This is a genomic window from Rhodoglobus sp. G.S.23 (assembly GCF_056675935.1).
The window spans coordinates 2,069,711-2,088,780 of record NZ_CM155237.1 but is presented as its reverse complement, the minus strand read 5'-3'; the positions used below and the strand labels follow the sequence as shown (position 1 = coordinate 2,088,780).

The 19,070-nt window shown below is 58.7% G+C and carries 17 protein-coding genes and 1 tRNA gene; 9 read left to right on the top strand and 9 right to left on the bottom strand.

Features of this window, described 5'->3' with window-relative positions:
• Positions 1 to 60 precede the first annotated feature (60 nt).
• The 5 genes from AC1ENN_RS10170 to AC1ENN_RS10150 all read left to right on the top strand — a co-directional run bounded on the left by AC1ENN_RS10170 (position 61) and on the right by AC1ENN_RS10150 (position 5,537).
• Positions 61 to 1,107, top strand: coding sequence for a 3-isopropylmalate dehydrogenase (locus tag AC1ENN_RS10170; protein ID WP_480406003.1), 1,047 nt, complete (start codon positions 61 to 63; stop codon positions 1,105 to 1,107).
• Positions 1,108 to 1,146: 39 nt separating this feature from the next.
• A complete protein-coding gene (locus AC1ENN_RS10165) occupies positions 1,147 to 2,253 on the top strand; it encodes a branched-chain amino acid aminotransferase (RefSeq protein WP_480406002.1) in 1,107 nt (368 codons plus the stop codon).
• Positions 2,250 to 3,020: a fumarylacetoacetate hydrolase family protein gene (locus AC1ENN_RS10160; protein WP_449647155.1), complete on the top strand. Its 771-nt coding sequence runs from the start codon at positions 2,250 to 2,252 to the stop codon at positions 3,018 to 3,020. The genes AC1ENN_RS10165 and AC1ENN_RS10160 overlap by 4 nt, the downstream gene beginning before the upstream one ends.
• Positions 3,021 to 3,096: 76 nt before the next feature.
• Positions 3,097 to 4,587, top strand: coding sequence for a glutamate--tRNA ligase (gene gltX / locus AC1ENN_RS10155; RefSeq protein WP_480406001.1), 1,491 nt, complete (start codon positions 3,097 to 3,099; stop codon positions 4,585 to 4,587).
• Entirely contained in the window at positions 4,584 to 5,537 is a 954-nt protein-coding gene (locus AC1ENN_RS10150) for an NAD(P)/FAD-dependent oxidoreductase (RefSeq protein WP_480406000.1), read from the top strand. Before gltX ends, AC1ENN_RS10150 begins: the two co-directional genes overlap by 4 nt.
• Before the next feature lie 3 nt (positions 5,538 to 5,540).
• On the opposite strand, the gene AC1ENN_RS10145 is transcribed toward AC1ENN_RS10150, so the two are convergent.
• Complete coding sequence (locus tag AC1ENN_RS10145; protein ID WP_480405999.1) at positions 5,541 to 5,978, bottom strand: hypothetical protein; 438 nt, start codon at positions 5,976 to 5,978, stop codon at positions 5,541 to 5,543.
• Positions 5,975 to 6,526, bottom strand: a complete 552-nt coding sequence (locus tag AC1ENN_RS10140; protein WP_480405998.1) for a PadR family transcriptional regulator — start codon at positions 6,524 to 6,526, stop codon at positions 5,975 to 5,977. Before AC1ENN_RS10140 ends, AC1ENN_RS10145 begins: the two co-directional genes overlap by 4 nt.
• Positions 6,527 to 6,628: 102 nt before the next feature.
• On the opposite strand from AC1ENN_RS10140, the gene AC1ENN_RS10135 reads away from it, so the two are divergent.
• Positions 6,629 to 6,700, top strand: a tRNA-Gln gene (locus AC1ENN_RS10135).
• Positions 6,701 to 7,016: 316 nt separating this feature from the next.
• Here AC1ENN_RS10135 and AC1ENN_RS10130 read toward each other — a convergent pair.
• Complete coding sequence (locus AC1ENN_RS10130) at positions 7,017 to 9,056, bottom strand: AAA family ATPase (RefSeq protein WP_480405997.1); 2,040 nt, start codon at positions 9,054 to 9,056, stop codon at positions 7,017 to 7,019.
• A 797-nt stretch (positions 9,057 to 9,853) separates the two neighbouring features.
• Complete coding sequence (locus AC1ENN_RS10125) at positions 9,854 to 10,306, bottom strand: SRPBCC family protein (RefSeq protein ID WP_480405996.1); 453 nt, start codon at positions 10,304 to 10,306, stop codon at positions 9,854 to 9,856.
• A gap of 463 nt (positions 10,307 to 10,769) precedes the next feature.
• Between AC1ENN_RS10125 and AC1ENN_RS10120 the strand changes: the two genes are divergently transcribed.
• Complete coding sequence (locus AC1ENN_RS10120) at positions 10,770 to 11,609, top strand: type IV toxin-antitoxin system AbiEi family antitoxin domain-containing protein (RefSeq protein WP_480405995.1); 840 nt, start codon at positions 10,770 to 10,772, stop codon at positions 11,607 to 11,609.
• The gene (locus AC1ENN_RS10115; RefSeq protein WP_480405994.1) at positions 11,606 to 12,529 is read left to right on the top strand and encodes a nucleotidyl transferase AbiEii/AbiGii toxin family protein; all 924 of its coding nucleotides are present in this window, start codon (positions 11,606 to 11,608) and stop codon (positions 12,527 to 12,529) included. The genes AC1ENN_RS10120 and AC1ENN_RS10115 overlap by 4 nt, the downstream gene beginning before the upstream one ends.
• On the opposite strand, the gene AC1ENN_RS10110 is transcribed toward AC1ENN_RS10115, so the two are convergent.
• The 5 genes from AC1ENN_RS10110 to AC1ENN_RS10090 form a co-directional block, all read right to left on the bottom strand.
• On the bottom strand, positions 12,510 to 14,135 hold the full coding sequence (locus tag AC1ENN_RS10110; protein WP_480405993.1) for a DUF5671 domain-containing protein: 1,626 nt from the start codon (positions 14,133 to 14,135) through the stop codon (positions 12,510 to 12,512). The two genes, AC1ENN_RS10115 and AC1ENN_RS10110, sit on opposite strands and share 20 nt — an antisense overlap.
• A complete protein-coding gene (locus tag AC1ENN_RS10105) occupies positions 14,132 to 14,590 on the bottom strand; it encodes an LpqB family beta-propeller domain-containing protein (RefSeq protein ID WP_449647145.1) in 459 nt (152 codons plus the stop codon). Before AC1ENN_RS10105 ends, AC1ENN_RS10110 begins: the two co-directional genes overlap by 4 nt.
• Before the next feature lie 398 nt (positions 14,591 to 14,988).
• A complete protein-coding gene (locus AC1ENN_RS10100) occupies positions 14,989 to 16,644 on the bottom strand; it encodes an MDR family MFS transporter (RefSeq protein WP_480405992.1) in 1,656 nt (551 codons plus the stop codon).
• Positions 16,645 to 16,667: 23 nt separating this feature from the next.
• Complete coding sequence (locus AC1ENN_RS10095; protein WP_480405991.1) at positions 16,668 to 17,294, bottom strand: TetR/AcrR family transcriptional regulator; 627 nt, start codon at positions 17,292 to 17,294, stop codon at positions 16,668 to 16,670.
• Positions 17,295 to 17,416: 122 nt separating this feature from the next.
• Entirely contained in the window at positions 17,417 to 18,052 is a 636-nt protein-coding gene (locus AC1ENN_RS10090; RefSeq protein WP_480391092.1) for an MBL fold metallo-hydrolase, read from the bottom strand.
• 48 nt (positions 18,053 to 18,100) lie between these two features.
• On the opposite strand from AC1ENN_RS10090, the gene AC1ENN_RS10085 reads away from it, so the two are divergent.
• The gene (locus AC1ENN_RS10085) at positions 18,101 to 19,051 is read left to right on the top strand and encodes a diacylglycerol kinase family protein (protein ID WP_480405990.1); all 951 of its coding nucleotides are present in this window, start codon (positions 18,101 to 18,103) and stop codon (positions 19,049 to 19,051) included.
• Positions 19,052 to 19,070: the final 19 nt, after the last annotated feature.

Sequence of the window (19,070 nt, the reverse complement as noted above, 5' to 3'; positions counted from 1 at the left end):
ACAGTCACGATGGGCTAGAGGCTGCTGCTCGCGCGCTGCCCACAGCGGTACTGTATTTGTATGCCTTCTCAGATCAAGCTTGCAGTCATCCCCGGTGATGGTATTGGGCCAGAAGTTGTGACCGAAGCTCTCAAGGTGCTGACAGCAACCGGTGTGGATGTTTCCACCACCGAGTTCCCTTTTGGTGCGAGCCATTACCTCGAGTCGGGCACGATTCTCGAAGACTCCGACATCGCTGAGTTCGCCAGGCACGACGCAATCTTGCTGGGAGCTGTTGGAGGGGATCCCCGCGATCCGCGCCTCACCGGCGGCATCATCGAGCGTGGTCTGCTGCTGAAACTGAGGTTTGCGCTCGATCACCACGTAAACCTGCGTCCCACCAAGATTTTCCCCGGCGTGACGTCACCGCTGGCTGACGCCGGCGAGGTTGACTTCGTGGTTGTTCGGGAGGGCACCGAGGGCCCCTACGTGGGCAATGGTGGGCGCATCCGTACTGGTACGCCTCATGAGATCGCCACTGAGGTGTCGATCAACACGGCGTTCGGTGTCGAGCGCGTTGTTCGTTTCGCGTTTGCGCAGGCCATGTCGCGTCCGCGCAAGAAGCTCACGCTCGTGCACAAGACCAACGTGCTCGTTCACGCGGGCGGTTTGTGGCAGTCGACGGTTGACCGGGTTGCGGCCGAGTTCCCCGAGGTCGAAGTCGATTACATGCATGTCGACGCGGCGACGATTTATCTGGTCACAAATCCGAGTAGATTTGACGTCATCGTCACTGACAACCTTTTCGGTGACATCCTCACAGACCTCGCAGCAGCCATCAGCGGCGGCATTGGTTTGGCCGCCTCCGGCAACTTGAACCCGAGCGGGGCATTCCCCTCCATGTTCGAGCCGGTTCATGGTTCAGCGCCCGACATTGCGGGCAAACAACTCGCTGATCCCACGGCGGCAATCCTGTCGATCGCATTGTTGCTCTCACAGTTCGGTGAATCGGATGCTGCGGCCCGCGTTACTGCGGCCGTTGAAGCTGATCTCAGCGCCCGTGGCACTTCCGCACGGTCGACGTCTGAGATTGGCAGTGCAATTGCCGACGCTGTAGCGCAGAATTAACCCACCGCCATTGTGGCTGTACGTCATTAAGGACTTTTGATGAAGAATCTGCTGGCTGATCGCCCCCTCACTTTCATGGTGAAGAAGAACCAAGAACCTCGCTCGGTCGAAGAGCGTGACGCGATTCTGGCTAACCCCGGCTTCGGCGTGAACTTTACTGACCACATGGTTGATGTGTGTTGGTCGGAGATGGGCGGCTGGCACCGACCGCGCGTGCAGGCCTATGGTCCTATCAGTCTTGACCCGGCCGCTGCAGTGTTGCACTACGGCCAGGAGATCTTTGAGGGTCTGAAGGCGTTCCGGCATGAGGATGGTTCGATCTGGTCGTTCCGCCCCGAAGCTAACGGTGCGCGTTTGCAGCGTTCGGCCCGACGCATGGCATTGCCTGAGCTGCCCATCCCGGCGTTCATCGATTCACTCAAGCAGCTCATTGCTGTTGACGGTGACTGGGTTCCGAACGCTCCCGAGACGAGCCTCTATTTGCGGCCCTTCATGTTTGCCAAGGAGGCATTCCTTGGGGTGCGCCCGGCAAAGAAGGTCAACTACTACGTGATCGCTAGCCCCGCCGGCGCCTACTTTGCTGGCGGTGTTGCTCCGGTGTCGATCTGGATTTCCACGAATTTCACCCGTGCAGGCAAGGGTGGAACTGGCGCGGCAAAGACGGGCGGAAACTACGCTTCGTCTCTGATTGCCCAGCAGGAAGCATCCGCTCAGGGCTGTGCCCAGGTGTTGTTCTTGGATGCCGAAGAGGGCAAATACATCGAAGAGCTCGGTGGCATGAACGTGGTTCTCGTCAAGAAGGACGGCACGCTTGTGACGCCGCAGTCGGAGTCGATTCTGGAGGGAATCACTCGCGACTCCGTGTTGCAGCTTGCAGAAGACCGCGGCCACAAGGTTGAGCGTCGCCGCGTCACGCTCGAAGAGTGGCGCGAGGGCGTTGAGTCTGGCGACATTACCGAGATGTTTGCGTGCGGTACTGCTGCCGTTATCACTCCGATCGCTCTGCTCAAGGGCGATGGCGTTGAATTTGGGTCGGCGGATGCTCCGGCCGGTGAACTGACGATGTCGCTGCGCGAAGAGCTCACCGACATCCAATATGGCCGTCGCGAAGACAAGCACGGCTGGATGATGAGGCTCGACGCATGAAGGTAGCTCGTTTCAGCGCAGGTGCAGGCGCCCGCTACGGGATTATCGATGACGACGAAATTGTCGTGCTCACCGGCGACCCGATGTTCAATGGCTTTGAGCCCACCGAGGAACGTTTGCCGCTGTCGGACATCAAGCTGTTGGCGCCGGTAATTCCGCGTTCCAAGGTGGTCGCTTTCGGTCGCAACTATGCCGAGCACGCCAAGGAGCTTGGCAATGAAGTGCCCGACGAGCCGATGATGTTCATCAAGCCCAACACTTCGGTGGTTGGCCCCGGCGATGCCATCATGTTGCCGCCGCAGAGCGAAGAGATCGGGTTTGAGGGTGAGCTTGCCGTAATCATCGGCAGCATCGCCAAGAACGTCGCGGTCGAAGATGCTGACAGTGTGATTTTTGGGTACACGATTGCCAACGATGTTACCGCTCGCGATCTTCAGAAGAAGGATGGCCAGTGGTCACGCGCGAAAGGCTTCGACACGTTTTGCCCACTGGGACCTGTGATCGAGACCGAGTTCGTGGTGGCGTCGCAGAGCATCCGCACGACTGTTAACGGTGACCTCAAGCAGGATGGAACCGTTGACCAGATGATTCATTCGGTGGCGGCGCAGGTTGCGTATGCTTCGGCCGCATTCACGCTGTTGCCCGGCGATCTGATTCTCACGGGAACCCCCGCGGGCGTCGGACCTCTGGTGCATGGCGACACCGTCGAGATCACGATTGAGGGCATCGGCACGCTGAGCAACCCGGTGCGCCGGGCTTCGCGCTAGAACGCACAATTCTGGGTGCAGGGGCTGCTTTCGGCAGCCTCTGCCGCACAGGCTTGTCTCGCATAGAATGGTGGCAATGTCTGCGCCATTTTCTACTGCAACCGCTTCCGACGTTCGCGTTCGGTTTTGTCCGTCACCTACGGGTACGCCCCACGTTGGGCTGATTCGTACTGCCCTGTTTAACTGGGCGTATGCGCGCCACATGGGCGGCAAGATGGTGTTCCGTATTGAAGATACGGATGCCGCTCGCGACAGCGAAGAGAGCTACTTGCAGCTTCTCGACGCGATGCGCTGGTTGGGGCTTGACTGGGACGAAGGCGTCGAGACGGGTGGCCCGAATGAGCCGTACCGTCAGTCGCAGCGCACCGACATCTACCTTGAGGTCATTGAGAAGCTGAAGGCTTCCGGTCACCTGTATGAGTCTTTTGCGACGGGTGAAGAGATCGAGGCCCGCAACGTGGCTAACGGTCGCGACCCCAAGCAGGGCTATGACAACTTCGAGCGCGACCTCACCGCTGAGCAGATCGCGGCATTCAAGGAAGAGGGTCGCCTGCCGGCACTGCGTTTGCGCGTGCCCGACTCTGATCTGAGCTTTGATGACCTGGTTCGTGGCGACATCACGTTCCCCGCCGGTTCGTTCTCTGACTTCGTTGTGGTGCGCCCGAATGGTGCTCCGCTGTACACGTTCGTGAACCCCGTGGATGACGCACTCATGGGCATCACGCACGTGCTGCGCGGTGAAGACCTGCTTTCGAGCACTCCTCGCCAGATCGCCCTCTACACGGCACTTATTGAGATCGGGCTGACGGATGCGATTCCGCGCTTCGGTCACCTTCCTTATGTGATGGGCGAGGGCAACAAGAAGCTGTCCAAGCGTGACCCTGAGGCGAGCCTGTTCCACCACCGTGACCGCGGGTTCATCCCCGAGGGCCTCATCAACTACCTGTCGCTGCTCGGCTGGTCGCTTGCTCCCGACCGCGACGTGTTCTCGGTCGAAGAGATGATCGCGGCGTTCGATGTTGAGAATGTGACGCCGAGCCCGGCCCGTTTTGATGTAAAGAAGGCGGAGTCGCTGAACGGCGACCACATCCGTCTGCTGTCGGCGGAAGAATTTGCTGGCCGTCTCGTGCCGTATCTCGTTGCTGCTGACGTAATTTCGGCGGAGCCCACTGAGGCTGAGCTGGCGACGCTCGCTGCTGCTGCGCCACTCGTGCAGGAGCGCATGCAGTTGCTGGGCGATGCGCCGGCACTGTTGCAGTTCTTGTTCACTCCGGATGCTGAACTCACGGTTGATGCCGATGCAATGCCGAAGGCCGAAGGCCCCGAGGTCCTGGACGCGTCGATCGCCGTACTGACTGATCTTGATACGTGGACGCACGATGCAATCGAAGCGGCTCTCCGCGCCGAACTTATTGACGTGAAGGAAATGAAGCCACGTTTGGCGTTTGGTCCGTTGCGTAGTGCGATCGCTGGTCGCCGCATCAGCCCGCCGCTGTTCGAGTCGATGGAACTGCTCGGTAAAGAGTCGTCGCTGGTTCGTTTGAAGGCGTTGCGCGCGCAGCTATGAGTGAGCAGTTCGACTGGGATGTTGTCATTGTCGGCGGCGGACCGGCCGGACTCAGCGCTGCCCTGAATCTGGCGCGAGCGCGTCGTCGCACTCTCGTGCTCGACAGCAATCGCCCCCGTAATTCGGCGACGTTTCACTCGCACGGCTTTTTGAGCCGCGATGGTATTTCTCCTCTCGAGCTGCGCAAGATGGGGCGGGAGGAGCTCGAGCAGTATCCGAACGTGTCATTCGAGCGCACGATCGTTGAGGGTATTGAGCCTCTTGCCGTGGCTGATGAAGCGGATGCCGCTAGCGGTGCTGAGGCCGCGTCGGCGACCGTTGGCGCCGGCTTCACGGTGACACATCGCGGGGGAGCGGTTACGACCCGCAAGGTGTTGATCGCGACGGGGTTGCGTGAGGTGCTGCCGAAGTTGCCGACGCTGCGCGCGTTCTATGGCACGAGCATCCACTCGTGTATGGAGTGTGACGGGTATGAGTATGCGGATCGTCCGATCGCACTGATTGGGCATACGGATGACCTCGCCGAGCGGGCGCTGCTGCTCTCGCAGTGGAGCCGCGACCTGATTGTCTTCACGCAGGGCGTTGGGCGCGTGAGCGAGGCTGACGAGGCCATGCTGGCTGAGCGCGGCATCCGAGTGGATCGTCGTGAGGTGGCGGATGTCGCAGGAGATCGTGATGGACTCACCGGCGTTGTGCTCGCTGACGGCGAGACGGTTGCGCGCGAGGCCGCGTTTGTGCGCCCGGACTATGAGACGGCGCTCGACTATGCGGCGGGCTTGCAGCTCGCACTCGACGCGGAGGGGCTAATTGTTGTGGACGCTGCCGGCCGCACCACCACGGCGGGAGCGTATGCGATTGGCGATGCCACTCCGCCCGGCCCCCAGCAACTCATTGTTGCCGCGGGTGACGGTGCTGAGGTTGCCGCGGTCATCAACCGCGACCTGCTCTAGGAGTCACTTCGCGGCCCGGCCACGCGTCAGCTGCATGGTGACGAGGCACGCCACGAACATCACCGCTGTGACGGGGGCCCACACGGCTCTTTCGACGGCGCTTGGCGTGATGAGATTCAGGATGACGCCCACACCCGCATAGGCGGTGGTGATCCAGGCGAGTACGGCGATGAGTCGGCGTGGGGCGAATCTCGCGGGGCCGCGTTCGGTGCGAGCGAGCATTGCTGCCGCCATGACGAGAACAAGGGCGGCAGAGACGCCCGCAAAGATGCGGCCCTGAGCGGGGAGGGTGCCTTTGTTCGACCCACCTTGGGTGTAGTCGCCGAGGGGTGCTCCGAGAACGACTGCGAGTTGGAAGAGCGCGACGAGGGTTAAGAGCACGGCCGCGATAGTGGCGCCGATTCGCGCAGCGCGGTGGATGGGGTTGGCGTTGTCGTTCATCGGGAGGACTCCTTGTGGTCGGTGAGTTGGGCACGAAGCTCATCGAGCCACGTGATCTCGGCGCGTGCGTGGGTTCGTCCCGATTCGAGCGTTGCGTATTGCAGGTGAATGGCGAGAGTCGTTTTCGAGGGTTTCTGGGGAGCGCTCGAGGCGAGAGCGTCGAGCGTGGTGAGGAGTTCGATGGCAGAGGTGCGACGTTGGTCGAGCAGTTCGATAACGCCCGCGGTGCCGAGCGATGCGGCGAAGAAAAGCCTCAACAAAAAGGGTTCGCGGGAGTTGTCTGGTTCGAGGGGGGATCTGAGCCAGGTGTCGAGTGCTTCTCGACCTGGTTCGAGTATCGAGTAGAGGCGGCGGTCGGGTCGTGTTGTCTGCTCGACGGTGGTGCTTTCAAGGAGGCCGTCGGCTTCGGCGCGGTGGAGGGTGCGGTAGAGCTGTGACTGATCGGCTGGCCAAAAGTGTGAGGCCGTTGTGGAGAATGCTTTGCCGAGTTCGTAGCCAGTCATGGGTTGGATCGCGACGAAGCCGAGCACAGCGTGGAGGAGGGACATGTACTGAATATAGGACAAGTCCTATATGACGTCAAGGGGTGAACCACAGCCCGCTCAGGATGCGCTAAAGTAGTAAATCGGTTCGGCTTCGGCTGAATCCTGTGGGGTATGGTGTAATTGGCAACACGGAAGATTCTGATTCTTTTGTTCTTGGTTCGAGTCCAGGTACCCCAGCAAAACACCTAGAGAGCAACTCCCGCCCAGCCCGGCTCACGCCGGGCTTTTTCTTTGCCGGTTAGCTTGTATGCCGTTTGATTTGGCTGAACTCAATCCTTTCTTTGCATCCGAACGAAGCAGACCTGCAGCGCTCAGTACCGCAGCTGCTCGCCTCCCTCAAACTCTTGGATATTTAGAGTTTGACAGCTCTAACCAAATGTTCGAACGCCCGGTGGTCTCTCGATGGCGAGCAGCTTGGTTCGGGGTTCAAGAACGTTCCTGATAGCCACAACGGATACTGAGCCGATAGAACCGAGCCAGAGTTAGCTCGTCGCTAAGCAGTGGGGAGTAATGCATCACGTCGCGTTTTGGCTGCCTTCTGGTTAGCATTCACTGCTTTCTTCCACGCTCTTAGCTTTGCTAGTTCCGAAACAAGTTCGGAGTACGTCAATGGAAGTCTTAGGCTCGCGGTTGCCTGATCATGGGGTCCTTTTCCCGAGAGCTCGGTCATCGCCACTTCCAATTCGCGCCAGTGTTCGTCAGTTACGTCGACGTTTCTTAGTCTCGAGGTGTGGATGGACGAGCGGAACCTAACGACGCTTTTGAACAAGAGGATGTCTTCAACACCGCGCTCCCACGCAATGCGCAAATCGCCAGCAAGTCGACGTGATGCCCGCTCCCAATCGCCATCATCTCCTCCGTCCCATATTGGCTTACTTTCATCCAGCAGAGCTTGAATATGACTCATCTGGGTCTCGAAGTCGCCGCCGGCAGCCGGCAGATCAACTGACTTGACACCCGTGCCAGTCGCGGTGTTCTGGATAGCGGATACGCTCGCTGGGCTGCCGGAGAGGCGCGCCGCCTCGGACAACTCATCGAGGAAAACCAAATCGTGCGTAAAGACTATTACTTGACGATTTAGAGACTCTCTCGCTAGATACTTAGCTACCTTCTCGCGGTAACCGTGGTCCAGCGAAGACACAGGGTCGTCGAATACTACGGCTGAACTGGACTCGAGCATACGAAGCTCCATAAAGAACGCAGCGAGACCTAAGACACGAAGCTCGCCTTCGCTCATAACTTCGCCGACCAGAGGATCTCCCGAAAGGGAGTTCAGGGATAGCTGGAACGAAGAAACCACGCGATCTGTGCGTTTGCTTATTGAAACTGACAAGCGATCGGCACCGAGTTGTTCGAGCTCGCTGGTTAGGATTTCGCGCAAGCGTTCGGTTATCAATGCTTCAGATAGGCGCCCACTCAGACTAGTTGCTGAGTTCGTAGTACAGCTCGCTTTCGCGGTTTTCGCAATGGTCAGCCTAGCCCGCGACACGCCGAGCGAGGCGACTTCCGCGGAACAGTCGCTTACCGTTTTCCGCTCGAGCAGCAGCGCGAGACGTTCTCGATCGCTTGCTTGTTTTTCGGCGTCCAATAAGTTATCTAACGTGTTCCGTCGGCTGGTGAAAATCTCTTGCAAATTAGCGAGATAGGTATCTGCCGTCGTTGTGTCCAGTGACTCAGACGCAGTAGTTAGGAGCTTGCCGTCCGTTCGTTGGGAAATCGAGGTTGAAACTAGCTTCTTTGCGCTCGTCACCAGCTCGAGAAGACATGTTTCGAGCTCCGCGCCCTCGTCTTTCGCCGCGGCGCACAGCTCCAGCGGTGCGATTAGCAGTGGATTTCCGATAGCAAGCTTTGCTTCGGTGGCCCACTCCGCCGCAGAGTCGCGTAGCGCCTTGAGCTCAGCCTGCGAGGCCTCGCTCACAAACTCCTCAAGCCGTTTGAATCTCGCTACGGCAGTAACGCTCAATGGCTGTTCGCATAGAACGCAGACAGCATCGTTCCCGGTATGCGGAAAATGTTCACCCGGGTAAGCGACCGACTCGGAAAATGCCCGAGCTTTCTCCCACAAGCTGCGCCAAGTTTGTTCGCCGACGCCTGACAGCAGATTGCCTTCGAGTAGACGCTGGCTTTCTGCTGCGGTTTGTAGCGCAGTCTCCATCTGGCCGCGGGCGACTTCTGTCGAGTACGTTCCATCACTTCCAACCAAGGAAACCAATTGTTGTACTGCTGTTTTCAGCTTTCCGAGTTCGTTCGATCGCCGGTCGAGTGCGGCAATTTGCTCTGGGATGGCTGACTTCGAAAGTAACTCGGCAGCAACACTCAGCGCGGAAAGCTCGGTTTCCTCTTCCGCATTCAGGCCGATTTCGCGCAAAAAATCTGTCGCGGAAATGTCATCACCTACGCGAGCGAGGAGTTGAGAAAGAGCCGAGTTCTCAATGACTCCGCTAATTTGTGGAACTGCGGACTCAACCTCTGAAGCAATAAAGGCCAACCGGTCTCGCACTTGCGGGATCACCTTCCCCAGTTCCTCAATCAATCGCACTGGGTAAGGCACGAACGGAGCAGCAGCGGCGTCGCTTACTGCACGGCTGGCAGCCGCGGAATCAAAAATGCTTACGTGCTTCAACGGTGATTCGGACGCGGAGTTTGAACTCCACTCGACAGTCTCGGGAAAGGCGTCAGCCACCACTGCGATCGACGCGGTGCTTGGTAGGTTGCTGGCCGACTGGTAGACATTGGGAAGAATCTGGCCGCTTCCGCCCCGCACCCTGCAAGTTTGGCGCAAGATCCTGGTGTAGCCAGATTTTCCTGACCCATTTCGGCCATAGATGACGGTGAGCCCGTCGGGAGAGAACGTTAGTCGCTCGCCGGATGCCAAGCGGTTCACATTCACGACATTGTTTATGTGTGCAAGGGAGACGGACGGTGATGTCGAAATCGTGTCGATAAGGTCGGCAGCTACGACTCTCGTTTCTGCTTCAGCGCCTTCAGCTTCCGAGATCGCAAGATCTGCAATTCGGATCACTTCATCGTCATTGACAACTCCATTCGCGATCGATTTTAGAGCAGCCGATACCCAGAGGGGCTGCCGCTCAGCCCAGTCGACGATGCTGCCGATAGCAAATTCAACAGAGGATTCGGTCGCGGCTGTCATCTTGTCATAGTGACAGAGTCGCAAATTTTTGTCACTATTTTGTGTCGCCTACTGCAGCAAGTGCTTCATAATGGCCGAGATGCACGGCTGCCGTTCGTCGATTACAGCGAGACCCGAGGGACCCAAGTGGTTTTCAATCGTCTGGTTTCGAGGCACCCAATTGGCCTGGGACGTCAGGCCTACCGGTTATAAGCACCCACAAGCGCAGCATTGCGCTCCTCGAGCAGTGTCTGCATGTAGCGGCGGAGGAACAGTTTCTCTGCGAGACGCCCGAGCGGCCCGAAGGGAGCCGCGAAGGTGAGCCGATCCTGCATGTGGGTCCGGCCGTCGATTTCTTCGAAGAGATGCTCGTGGTGGTAGGCGGCGAAAGAGCCGCGGACTTGTTCATCCGCAAACCGGTGCGGAGCATCCACATCGAAAATTCGGATGGTTAGTCGCAGCGGCAGTCCGAAGTGTCGCGCCGACCAGGTCACAACATCGCCCTCGACGAACTGGCCTGTCGTGCGGCCCGCGACAACTTTTTCGCGGTGGTGCGTCATTGAATCGAGGTGCAGATTCACGCTCAGCGACATCGCGCACACCTCAGCGATAGGGGCATCGAACACCGTGTCGAGCACGATCAGCTGCGTCATAGCTTGAGCCTACTGTTCGCCAGCGCGAGCCTCGGCGGGAGTGGTTCGTGCGGCCTAGGATGATCCGGCAGATCTCACTTAACACCTCAAACCGCGGGTGAAAAACTATCGCGCAATGACGGGGTAGACAGGTACGATCATCGCATCGAAGCTGTGCCAACGAGGGAGTTGCAGTGAGAACTACGTCCCGCCCATGTCCGACAGTTCTAACGTTTATCGGTGCAACTGTTGTCGTCTAGAGGCGGAGCGTTTCTGAAGGGGGCACGAGCAGCAGGTCTCGGGCTTTCCGCAGTTGCCCTAACGATCGGCCTGAGCTCGTGCACCGCGCCACCGCCCCCAACGTACGAGAGCGTGATTGGGCTGACCGTACTGGGAGTGCGCTGAATAGTCAGCTAGCAGCCGGCTTCTGAACTCTTCTGCAAGAAAGCTTGATTTGTTTCACTATGGAGGATACATTTCAAGTATGGACATGCGAGAAGTTGAACATGCTCTCGCCGCGATTACGGCGAGTCAGTGGGGAATGGTGACCACCGCGCAAGCGGCGCGGGCGGGAGTGTCTCGACTGACTCTTGCGCGTTCCGAAGAACGGGGAGCACTTGAACGACTTACTCAAGGGGTTTACCGGGATACCGCTGCACCAAACGATGTGAGCGAAGAACTCAAGGCTGCGTGGCTCAGCACTGACCCAACTCGTCTGGCTGAGGAACGACTTCGCGATGCGGAAAAAGGGGTCGTTATTTCAGGGGAATCAGCAGCCTCCCTTCATGGGATTGGCGACATTCGGGCTCGTCGCCACGAATTCACTGTGCCCACAAGGCGACAAACCCAACGCCGTGAGATCCGCTATCGGCAGCGCGCGCTAGACCGCAAAGACATCACCATCGTTGCGGGCCTTCCCGTCACAACTATCGAGCGCACAATCGCCGGCCTTGTGGAAGCGCGAACCGACCTGAGCCTCCTCGGGGCGGTAGTAAGTGATGCGACGCGGAAAACTTCGCTAGATCGACGGCGACTTCTCGTGCTGCTCGAGCCCCTCGCTGCAAGAAATGGGTTTAATGACGGTGACGCAGAAGCGTTTCTCGAGCACATACTCACAGCCGCAGGAGTTGATACCGTGTCGCTAGCAAAGCAACTCGTCGCCATTCCAGGAATTGCGGACGCAATCACCGCAGCGTTCGCAACAAGACCAATTGCCATGCAAGCGGATAGAGCTCTGCCCCCGCTCGGCGAAATGGCGAAGCTAGTGAGCATCGCATCCCACAGCCGCGGGTTCGACGATGTCGGTGAACGGCCTCACCGGTGAGCGAGCCATACTCATCGAGCAGTGGAGTTGCGCAAGCCCTCAAAGACGCGGCGACGAAGGCACACGCCGCCGACTCAACAGTGAGCGTGCAAGAACGGTTGCGGCAGGAAGATTTTCGTCGGTTCCTCAGCCGCGTCTTCGCTGCACCCACCTCCGACTGGATACTCAAAGGCGGCACCGGGATGCTCGCACGCGTACCTGATGCACGGTCAACGCTCGACATAGACCTATGTCGCTCTGGATACTCGCTCGAACAGTCATTGGTTGAAGTGCGCCGACTTGCTGAAGTCGACCTCGGCGACCACTTTCAGTTCGTCTACAGTTCCCACGAACTGATTCTCGCGGGTGATCAACAGGCATACACCGAAGGGATGCGCGTCACATTCGCCGTCTATCTTGGAGCTCAACAGAGAGACCACATAAAAATTGACCTCGCCACCGGAGCCGGGCTCACGGACGAGATCACGGTTCAACACCCTGCAGGCGCGCTTGACCTGCCACGCTTGAGGAGTGCACCGTATCGGCTGTACCCCGTCGTCGATCAAATCGCGGACAAAATTTGTGCAACATTAGCGACCTACACAACAGGGGCATCCACGCGTGAGAAAGACCTCATCGACCTTGTGGTGTTCGCGACCACCCAGGAAATCTACTCAGACTCGCTACTGCGCGCTGTTTGGAGAGAAAGCGCGCGCAGAAAGCTACCCGAAATAGTTGCGCTAGTCGTTCCTCAATCGTGGGGCCCCGCGTATTCGCGAATGGCGCGCGCGACCCCCGCGTGTGCTGAATCCACCACTATCGTTACCGCCATGGAACTGATGAACAGGTTCCTCGATCCAGTTCTCCGCGGGGAAATCGAAGACTCTCTCTGGAACCCGTCAAACAGAAGCTGGAGCGAGCTCAGCCCTCGAGCGGAATGACCGCAACTTTGCCCTTCACACCAGCCACGACGAGCACATGAGCTGCCTCAACGCCGTCGAGTGCGGCAACGATTGCCGCGACATCCGGCTCCCGCAGCACTGAATCTGCACGCTGAAGCACCGTGACCCGAGCTCCCGTGGAGGCACGAACGGCATCCACAATTTTGGAACTATCGCCAGAAGCGACGAGCGTTACACGACCGATGCGCTGAACGTGTTCCTCGGCAACATCAGAGTGGCGATCGTTTCGCCAAACCGCAAAATGATAGCCGGCAACCAGGAGCGTGGCCGTGAGCAACCCGAGAGCCTGACGTGAACGCTCAACGAAGCTTTCGCCACTGCCACTATCGAGCAAGAACGAGAACAGTTGAAAGCCGATCACGAGCAACGTGATGAGCGCCACCAACGCGCTGACACCAAAAATGATGACGAGATAGATGCGTCGGCCAGGGGTGGCAACACGCTCAGGGAGTGACGCCTGCAGCGGCTTCCACAACATCCACCACAGCACGCCACCCACGATCAGAGCACTGAGGCCGCCCAGCAGCAGACTGCGGATGTTGCCCTCAATAAGTGAACTACTCGACGTAGCGAGCAATGCGTTTACCATCACGCCAATACCTGACGCCGCATACGCGAGCGAAACACCGGCACTCGCGAGCCGCGTAGCCGAACGCACCCCGGCCGAACGTCCCGAGACAACACGGGCGTGATAAACCAGCACGAGCGCGCCGACGACCGCATTGGCAATCGCGATCCCTAGAGGCTCAAGCGTGACAGCGATCGGCTGCGGCGACGCCGTTATCAGCTCAAGAATGGCGGTGAGCGTGACCATGATGCCCGCCGCAAACAGCGCAATCGAGGCGATTCCCGCAATAAAGACCAGTAGCACATTCGAAAAACCGTGCGATTGTTCCCTCACACCTACACGGAACCAATGCCACCACCACAACAGCGCACCACCAACAGCCCACACCAGCCCCTGCAAGACCAGCTGCCACACCGGATCGCTAATCACTACCGAGCCGAGTACCGCATCCACCGCAGAATCAATGAGTTGACCGAGAGCCCACACCACACCACCGGCAGCGTACGTGAGGCCAATAAGAGAAGCGATTGCGGGTGCCGCGCCTGGCAACCGGGTCGGAGCCTTGCTGGGGTGGCGCCACATCCAGTAATGCCACAGCCACACCAGCGCCCACACAATGCCCGCCGCGAGCCCATACGGTTGCCAACCATTGACAATGGCTTCTGCAGCCCACGTAAAGAGTGAAATTGTCGACACCAGCAAAGCCACCGTCGACATCAGCATGAGGTAAACAGGCCAGACAACGGATGCTCGGTCGCGGGCCATTGCCGCATCCCGCCACGTCAACCACCACAACAGAGCAGCTAGGGGCCCAGCGATCAGAGCAGAAGCCAACGATGTCGCCAGACCGTAATTATCGAAACTGACCTCGACACGGCTCGCCGAGAACAAGCGATCGAGGAGCCCGCTGACACCACTCGCGGCAATAATCACCGTCGTCGCGAGCAACAGGTACGTGATAACGCGGCGCACCGTTTGCACGCCCCCGACCGCCGGAGTCGCGCTCATTGAGGTCATTCGCTTATCCCTTGGTTGTAGCAGAGGGTCAGATCCCAGGGAGCAGACTCAATCCTCCATGATCTGTCCTCGAGAACGAGGGCGAAAACTTCCTCAGAAACGTAGCCTGATCCACCGAATTCACCGCTGCCGCGCTCCATCGATACTCGCACTACGGCATTGTCATCGTTGATGATTGACGAAATGACGGTCATCCGCAGCCCCTGAATCGTGTTCAGGTCAGCTTTGTCGCAATTCTCACGCAGCTCGGTCGACAAAAAATCGCGCGCCGCCGCATAGTCGCTATCAACAACTGCCAGCGAATACGACTGCACAACCCCCTCCGGCGTTGTGGGGTCGACCTCCGCGGCCCCGCCCCGGGTGAACACCACCACGAGAGCAATTACCACAATGGCGGCAATGATGGAAAGGATCGCGATGAGCGTCCTATCTGGTCGAACGGATTGCTGCGTCATGAGGACATCATCTACCCTCAGCGCCACTTAAACCACTGTATTCGTGCCCCGTTCGGATCGTGTCCTGAAGCGTCGACGTGCCGCGCATCCCCGCCCACACCACCGTGGTGCCCTCACTCCAACCAAGAGGTTCGCGCAAAAATAATCGATATCGGCCAGCGAGCGAGTCACCAGTGACGTGACCCGATTAACGTAGCGAGCCGACTTGGTGGGGGTGAGGCCACTGGGGTGTTCTGGGGCATCTAGAATCTCCTGCGGGGTCGTCAGACGCTTCTGAATCACTTCCATTCGGGGCTTCATTATCGAGAAGCTGGGGGAGCTCGAAAAGAGAACTCGTGTTGGGTCCAGACGGGCCCCTCAACCGGTGGCGGTGACCTTGTGGTCACCGCCACCAACAGTTAAGGCTGGCTGCGAATTATGGAAATCGCGCCGGACTGATCACTCACTGTCGTCAGTTCGTGAGATTCGGCATCCGAGTCCACATCCGATTCGGCGTGGGATTCTGCATCACTTTCGCCGGCCACAATGAGGGTGTCGGTTGGTTCGTCACGCTTGATGGTGGTCGCCAGCGGAACCTCTTTCACGAAGGCCAGCAGCACAGCCGAGAGAAGCACGAGCGGCACCATGTAGAGGAACACCGGGGTCAGCGAGTCGTTGTACGAACCCACGATGATCTCGCGCACCGCATCCGGCAGGTCGCGCACTGCGGCAGGGGTTAACGAGTTGGTGTCGCCAGTGGCCCCAGCGGCAGCGGCCGGAAGGCGAGTGCCCAAAAGTTCCGTGAGGCGAGCAACGAAGAGACTGCCCACAACTGCGGTACCAATAGAAGCACCAATCTGACGGAAGTAGTTGTTCGATGCCGTCGCGGTACCCACTTGGGAGTTCGGGAAAGTGTTCTGCACAATGAGCACCAGAATTTGCATGCTCATACCTAGCCCCAGCCCCATCACCGCAAGGTAAGAGCAGAGAATCCAAATAGGCAGATCAGGGGTCATCGTCGAGAGCAGTGCCAAACCGATCGCCACAATTATTGACCCCGTCAACGGCAACCACTTGTAGCGACCCGTCCGGCTCACCAGTTGACCAGCCGTCACCGAACTCACGAGCAGAGCACCCATCATCGGGATCATCAACAATCCGGCCTGGGTAGCATTCACGCCCGTCACCATCTGGAGGTAGGTGGGCATGTAGGCGAGGGCACCAAACATGGCGATACCCGTGATGAGGCCGGATGCCGTGGTCAGAACAAAGTTGCGTTCCTTGAACATGTGCAAAGGCATGATCGGCTCAGCCGCAGCGCGCTCCACCATGACGAAGGAGAATCCGGCAACGACGGCGAGCGCAATCAGACCGATGATGATGAGCGAATCCCAGTCATACTGCGTTCCGCCCCACGTGGTGACGAGAACGATCGCGGTAGAGGTGAGAGCGAGCAGGATCATGCCGGCAACATCGATCGTCGGCTTGCGCTTCGAGGTCTTCGGAAGCTTCAACAGGGTCACAGCAGCGAAAATTGCGAGTGCACCAAGCGGGATATTCATCCAGAATGCCCAACGCCATCCGATGGACTCAGTGAACCAGCCGCCGAGCAGCGGACCGGCAACGCTCGCTAGAGCAAAGACGCCACCGATCGCGCCCATGTAGCGGCCGCGTTCGCGAGCAGGAACCACATCGGCGATGATCGCCTGCGAAAGAATCATGAGGCCACCGCCACCGAGCCCCTGAACGGCGCGACCGATAATCAGCCACGTCATATCGGGAGCAAGGCCACCAACGACGGAACCCATCATGAAGATCGAGATTGCCCCGATAAAGAGGCCCTTGCGACCGACGAGGTCGCCGAGCTTTCCGTAGACCGGCATCATGATTGTGGATGCCAAAATGTAAGCGGTCGTGACCCACAGCATGTGGTTGACGCCGTCGAGCTCGCCGACGATGGTGGGCAGAGCGGTGCTGAAAATGGTCTGGTCGAGTGCCGAAAGCAGCATGGTGACCATGAGGCCCGCGAACAAGAGCAAGATGCTGCGCTTTGTTGCCGGATCACTCGTAGTCATGACTTCGGGTTCATTGGTAGTTGTCATTGAAATGTGTTCAGTGTTTCTCGTGTAAGTCCGACCGCGCGAAGGTACATGGAGTCGATGTCGGCGGTAGCGCCATCAGCGATCCATTCCTTTATTGCGATTCGAACGGATGCGACGCAAGTGGCTACGGCAATTTCAGCGACCTGTTCGGGGTCGCGGGGAAGCGTCGCTTCTCGCTTGGTGAGGAATTCGACAACGGCGACAGCCATTGTGCTGTTCAGTTGCGTGAATTGGTGAATCTGTCGGCTCAACAAACGCGGGTGTTCTTGAACAAGAGCCATCCGCTGAGTTTTGAGCTGAGTTCGGGCGGCCATAGGGCCAAAGATGTGGAACATGGTGGAGACGATGGCAGCAACCAAGTCGTCGGTTTCTGCGCCGGCTACTCCGGCGTCGATCGCGCGCTGAACTTCGCCCATGTCTTGGATGCCGAGGATGGCATCCTCTTTACTCTCGAAATAGTTGAAGAAGGTGCGCGGCGAGATGCCGGCGCGGTCGCTGATCATGTCGACCGTGGCGCCATCAAGCCCTTCAGTCGTGACGATCTCGACCGCAGCGGTCTCAATTCGCAGTCGCGTTTCGAGTCGCTTGCGGTCGCGAAGACCGAGGGGAGGAGTATCAGGCACTCAGCAATAATTGCAGGGACTGCAAAAATGCACAACTGCAAAAAGCTGGGAGGATGCTCAGAAGATTTGCGGAATCGTCTCTGGGGCGAACCGAACGGTCACCCACGAGCCGCGAAAGTTACCTAGAGCGCAAGCGATTCGCCGGGCTGCAGCACAGTGAAATCGCCGCCGTAGCCTGCCATGACATCCGTTATTCGGGCGGCCGACAGCGAGAGTCCTTTGTCAGACAGCACGGCGTCGTGCGTCTGAAATGCGCGCTTCGGTGCCAACTCAGCCACGTAATCCATGACCTCACTGATCTTCAACCACGGTGCACCAGCGGGGATTGCGGCGCTGACAACAGGCTTGGGTGGCACGGTAAATGAATCTCCGCCATACCAAAACTCACCATTCACTAGCACACCCAGGTTGTCGATCACCGGGATTGATTCGTGGATGACAGCGTGTTCGCCGCCGAAAAATTCGAGTGTCCAGACACCAATCCTTTCGGTCGCGCCGTCGACAACTGTCGTTACATTCCAGTCGCTGGCAGCGGCCGCGACACCGGCAGGGCCGAAGATGCGCACGTCGGGATTGTTTTCCCGAATGCGCGCAAGTTGCTCACTCGTCCAGTGGTCGGGGTGCTGGTGGGTGATCATGATCGCGGTCACGTTGTCGAGTTCCGGTAGTGGTTCCGTGAACCCACCGGGGTCGATGACGAGTCGTTGGTTTTCGTGCTCAAGAACGAGGCACGCGTGCTCATACTTGGTGACATTCATGTCATGAGCCTAGACCGGTGATGTCAGTGGTGCATCCGATGTGAATCAGTGCGACATACTGATCAGGTGGAGTCGATCAAACCCCTGCGTCTTATTGTCGCGATCAATCCGACAGCGTCTTTTGGTAAAGGCAGACATGTTGGCCCCCAGGCTGTTGAGGCGCTGCGTGCCCTCGGTCATGAGGTCACCGCTCTTGAGGAGCCGAACTTTGCGTTGCTACTGAAGCGCGGCCGCAAAGCTGTCGCTAAGAAGCCGGATGCTCTTCTGGTTGTTGGCGGCGATGGCATGGTCAATCTCGGCACCAATTTGGTGGCGAAGACGAAGGTTCCGTTGGGAATCATCCCGTCGGGAACCGGCAACGATATGGCCAGAGGTTTGGGCATCCCCTTTGCAAACACAGATGCCGCTATCGCGAGCATCGTGCGCGGCCTCGGTCGGCCGTCGCGTGCGATCGATGCTGGCAGCGTTGCCTATGTTGATGAAGCCACGGGCACTCCGGCAACACGGTGGTTTGCGTGTGTGCTGTCTGCCGGATTTGACGCCATTGTCAACGAACGCGCCAACCTAATGTCGTGGCCCAAGGGTGCGAGCCGCTATACGGTCGCTCTCGTCATCGAGTTGTTGCGATTGCGCGCCATCACCTACAAACTCACGATCGATGACATGGTGATCGAGACCACGGGTGCGCTCATTAGTGTCGGCAATAACGTTTCGCTGGGTGGCGGCATGAAAGTGACGCCGGACGCGCTCGTGGATGACGGTCTCGCTGACGTTCTTGTCGTCGAGGCCCTTTCGCGGTTGGCTTTCTTGCGCGTGTTCCCGCGCGTGTTTTCGGGCACACATCTCAGCGATCCTCGGGTGACGGTTTATCGCGGAAAACGCATCCGCATTGAGTCTGAGGATGTCACGGCCTATGCCGATGGTGAGCGGTTTGCTGCGCTACCGATCGACATCACTATGGTTCCTGGCGTGCTTCGCATCCTCGACCAGCGGGAATAATCCGCCGAGGTTTCGGCCG

Excerpts from the sequence above, each read along its gene's own strand:
- AC1ENN_RS10170 (WP_480406003.1), top strand. The coding sequence starts at position 61 with ATGCCTTCTCAGATCAAGCTTGCAGTCATCCCCGGTGATGGTATTGGG.
- AC1ENN_RS10165 (WP_480406002.1), top strand. The coding sequence starts at position 1,147 with ATGAAGAATCTGCTGGCTGATCGCCCCCTCACTTTCATGGTGAAGAAG.
- AC1ENN_RS10160 (WP_449647155.1), top strand. The coding sequence starts at position 2,250 with ATGAAGGTAGCTCGTTTCAGCGCAGGTGCAGGCGCCCGCTACGGGATT.
- gltX (WP_480406001.1), top strand. The coding sequence starts at position 3,097 with ATGTCTGCGCCATTTTCTACTGCAACCGCTTCCGACGTTCGCGTTCGG.
- AC1ENN_RS10150 (WP_480406000.1), top strand. The coding sequence starts at position 4,584 with ATGAGTGAGCAGTTCGACTGGGATGTTGTCATTGTCGGCGGCGGACCG.
- AC1ENN_RS10145 (WP_480405999.1), bottom strand. The coding sequence starts at position 5,978 with ATGAACGACAACGCCAACCCCATCCACCGCGCTGCGCGAATCGGCGCC.
- AC1ENN_RS10140 (WP_480405998.1), bottom strand. The coding sequence starts at position 6,526 with ATGTCCCTCCTCCACGCTGTGCTCGGCTTCGTCGCGATCCAACCCATG.
- AC1ENN_RS10125 (WP_480405996.1), bottom strand. The coding sequence starts at position 10,306 with ATGACGCAGCTGATCGTGCTCGACACGGTGTTCGATGCCCCTATCGCT.
- AC1ENN_RS10120 (WP_480405995.1), top strand. The coding sequence starts at position 10,770 with ATGGACATGCGAGAAGTTGAACATGCTCTCGCCGCGATTACGGCGAGT.
- AC1ENN_RS10110 (WP_480405993.1), bottom strand. The coding sequence starts at position 14,135 with ATGACCTCAATGAGCGCGACTCCGGCGGTCGGGGGCGTGCAAACGGTG.
- AC1ENN_RS10105 (WP_449647145.1), bottom strand. The coding sequence starts at position 14,590 with ATGACGCAGCAATCCGTTCGACCAGATAGGACGCTCATCGCGATCCTT.
- AC1ENN_RS10100 (WP_480405992.1), bottom strand. The coding sequence starts at position 16,644 with ATGACTACGAGTGATCCGGCAACAAAGCGCAGCATCTTGCTCTTGTTC.
- AC1ENN_RS10090 (WP_480391092.1), bottom strand. The coding sequence starts at position 18,052 with ATGAATGTCACCAAGTATGAGCACGCGTGCCTCGTTCTTGAGCACGAA.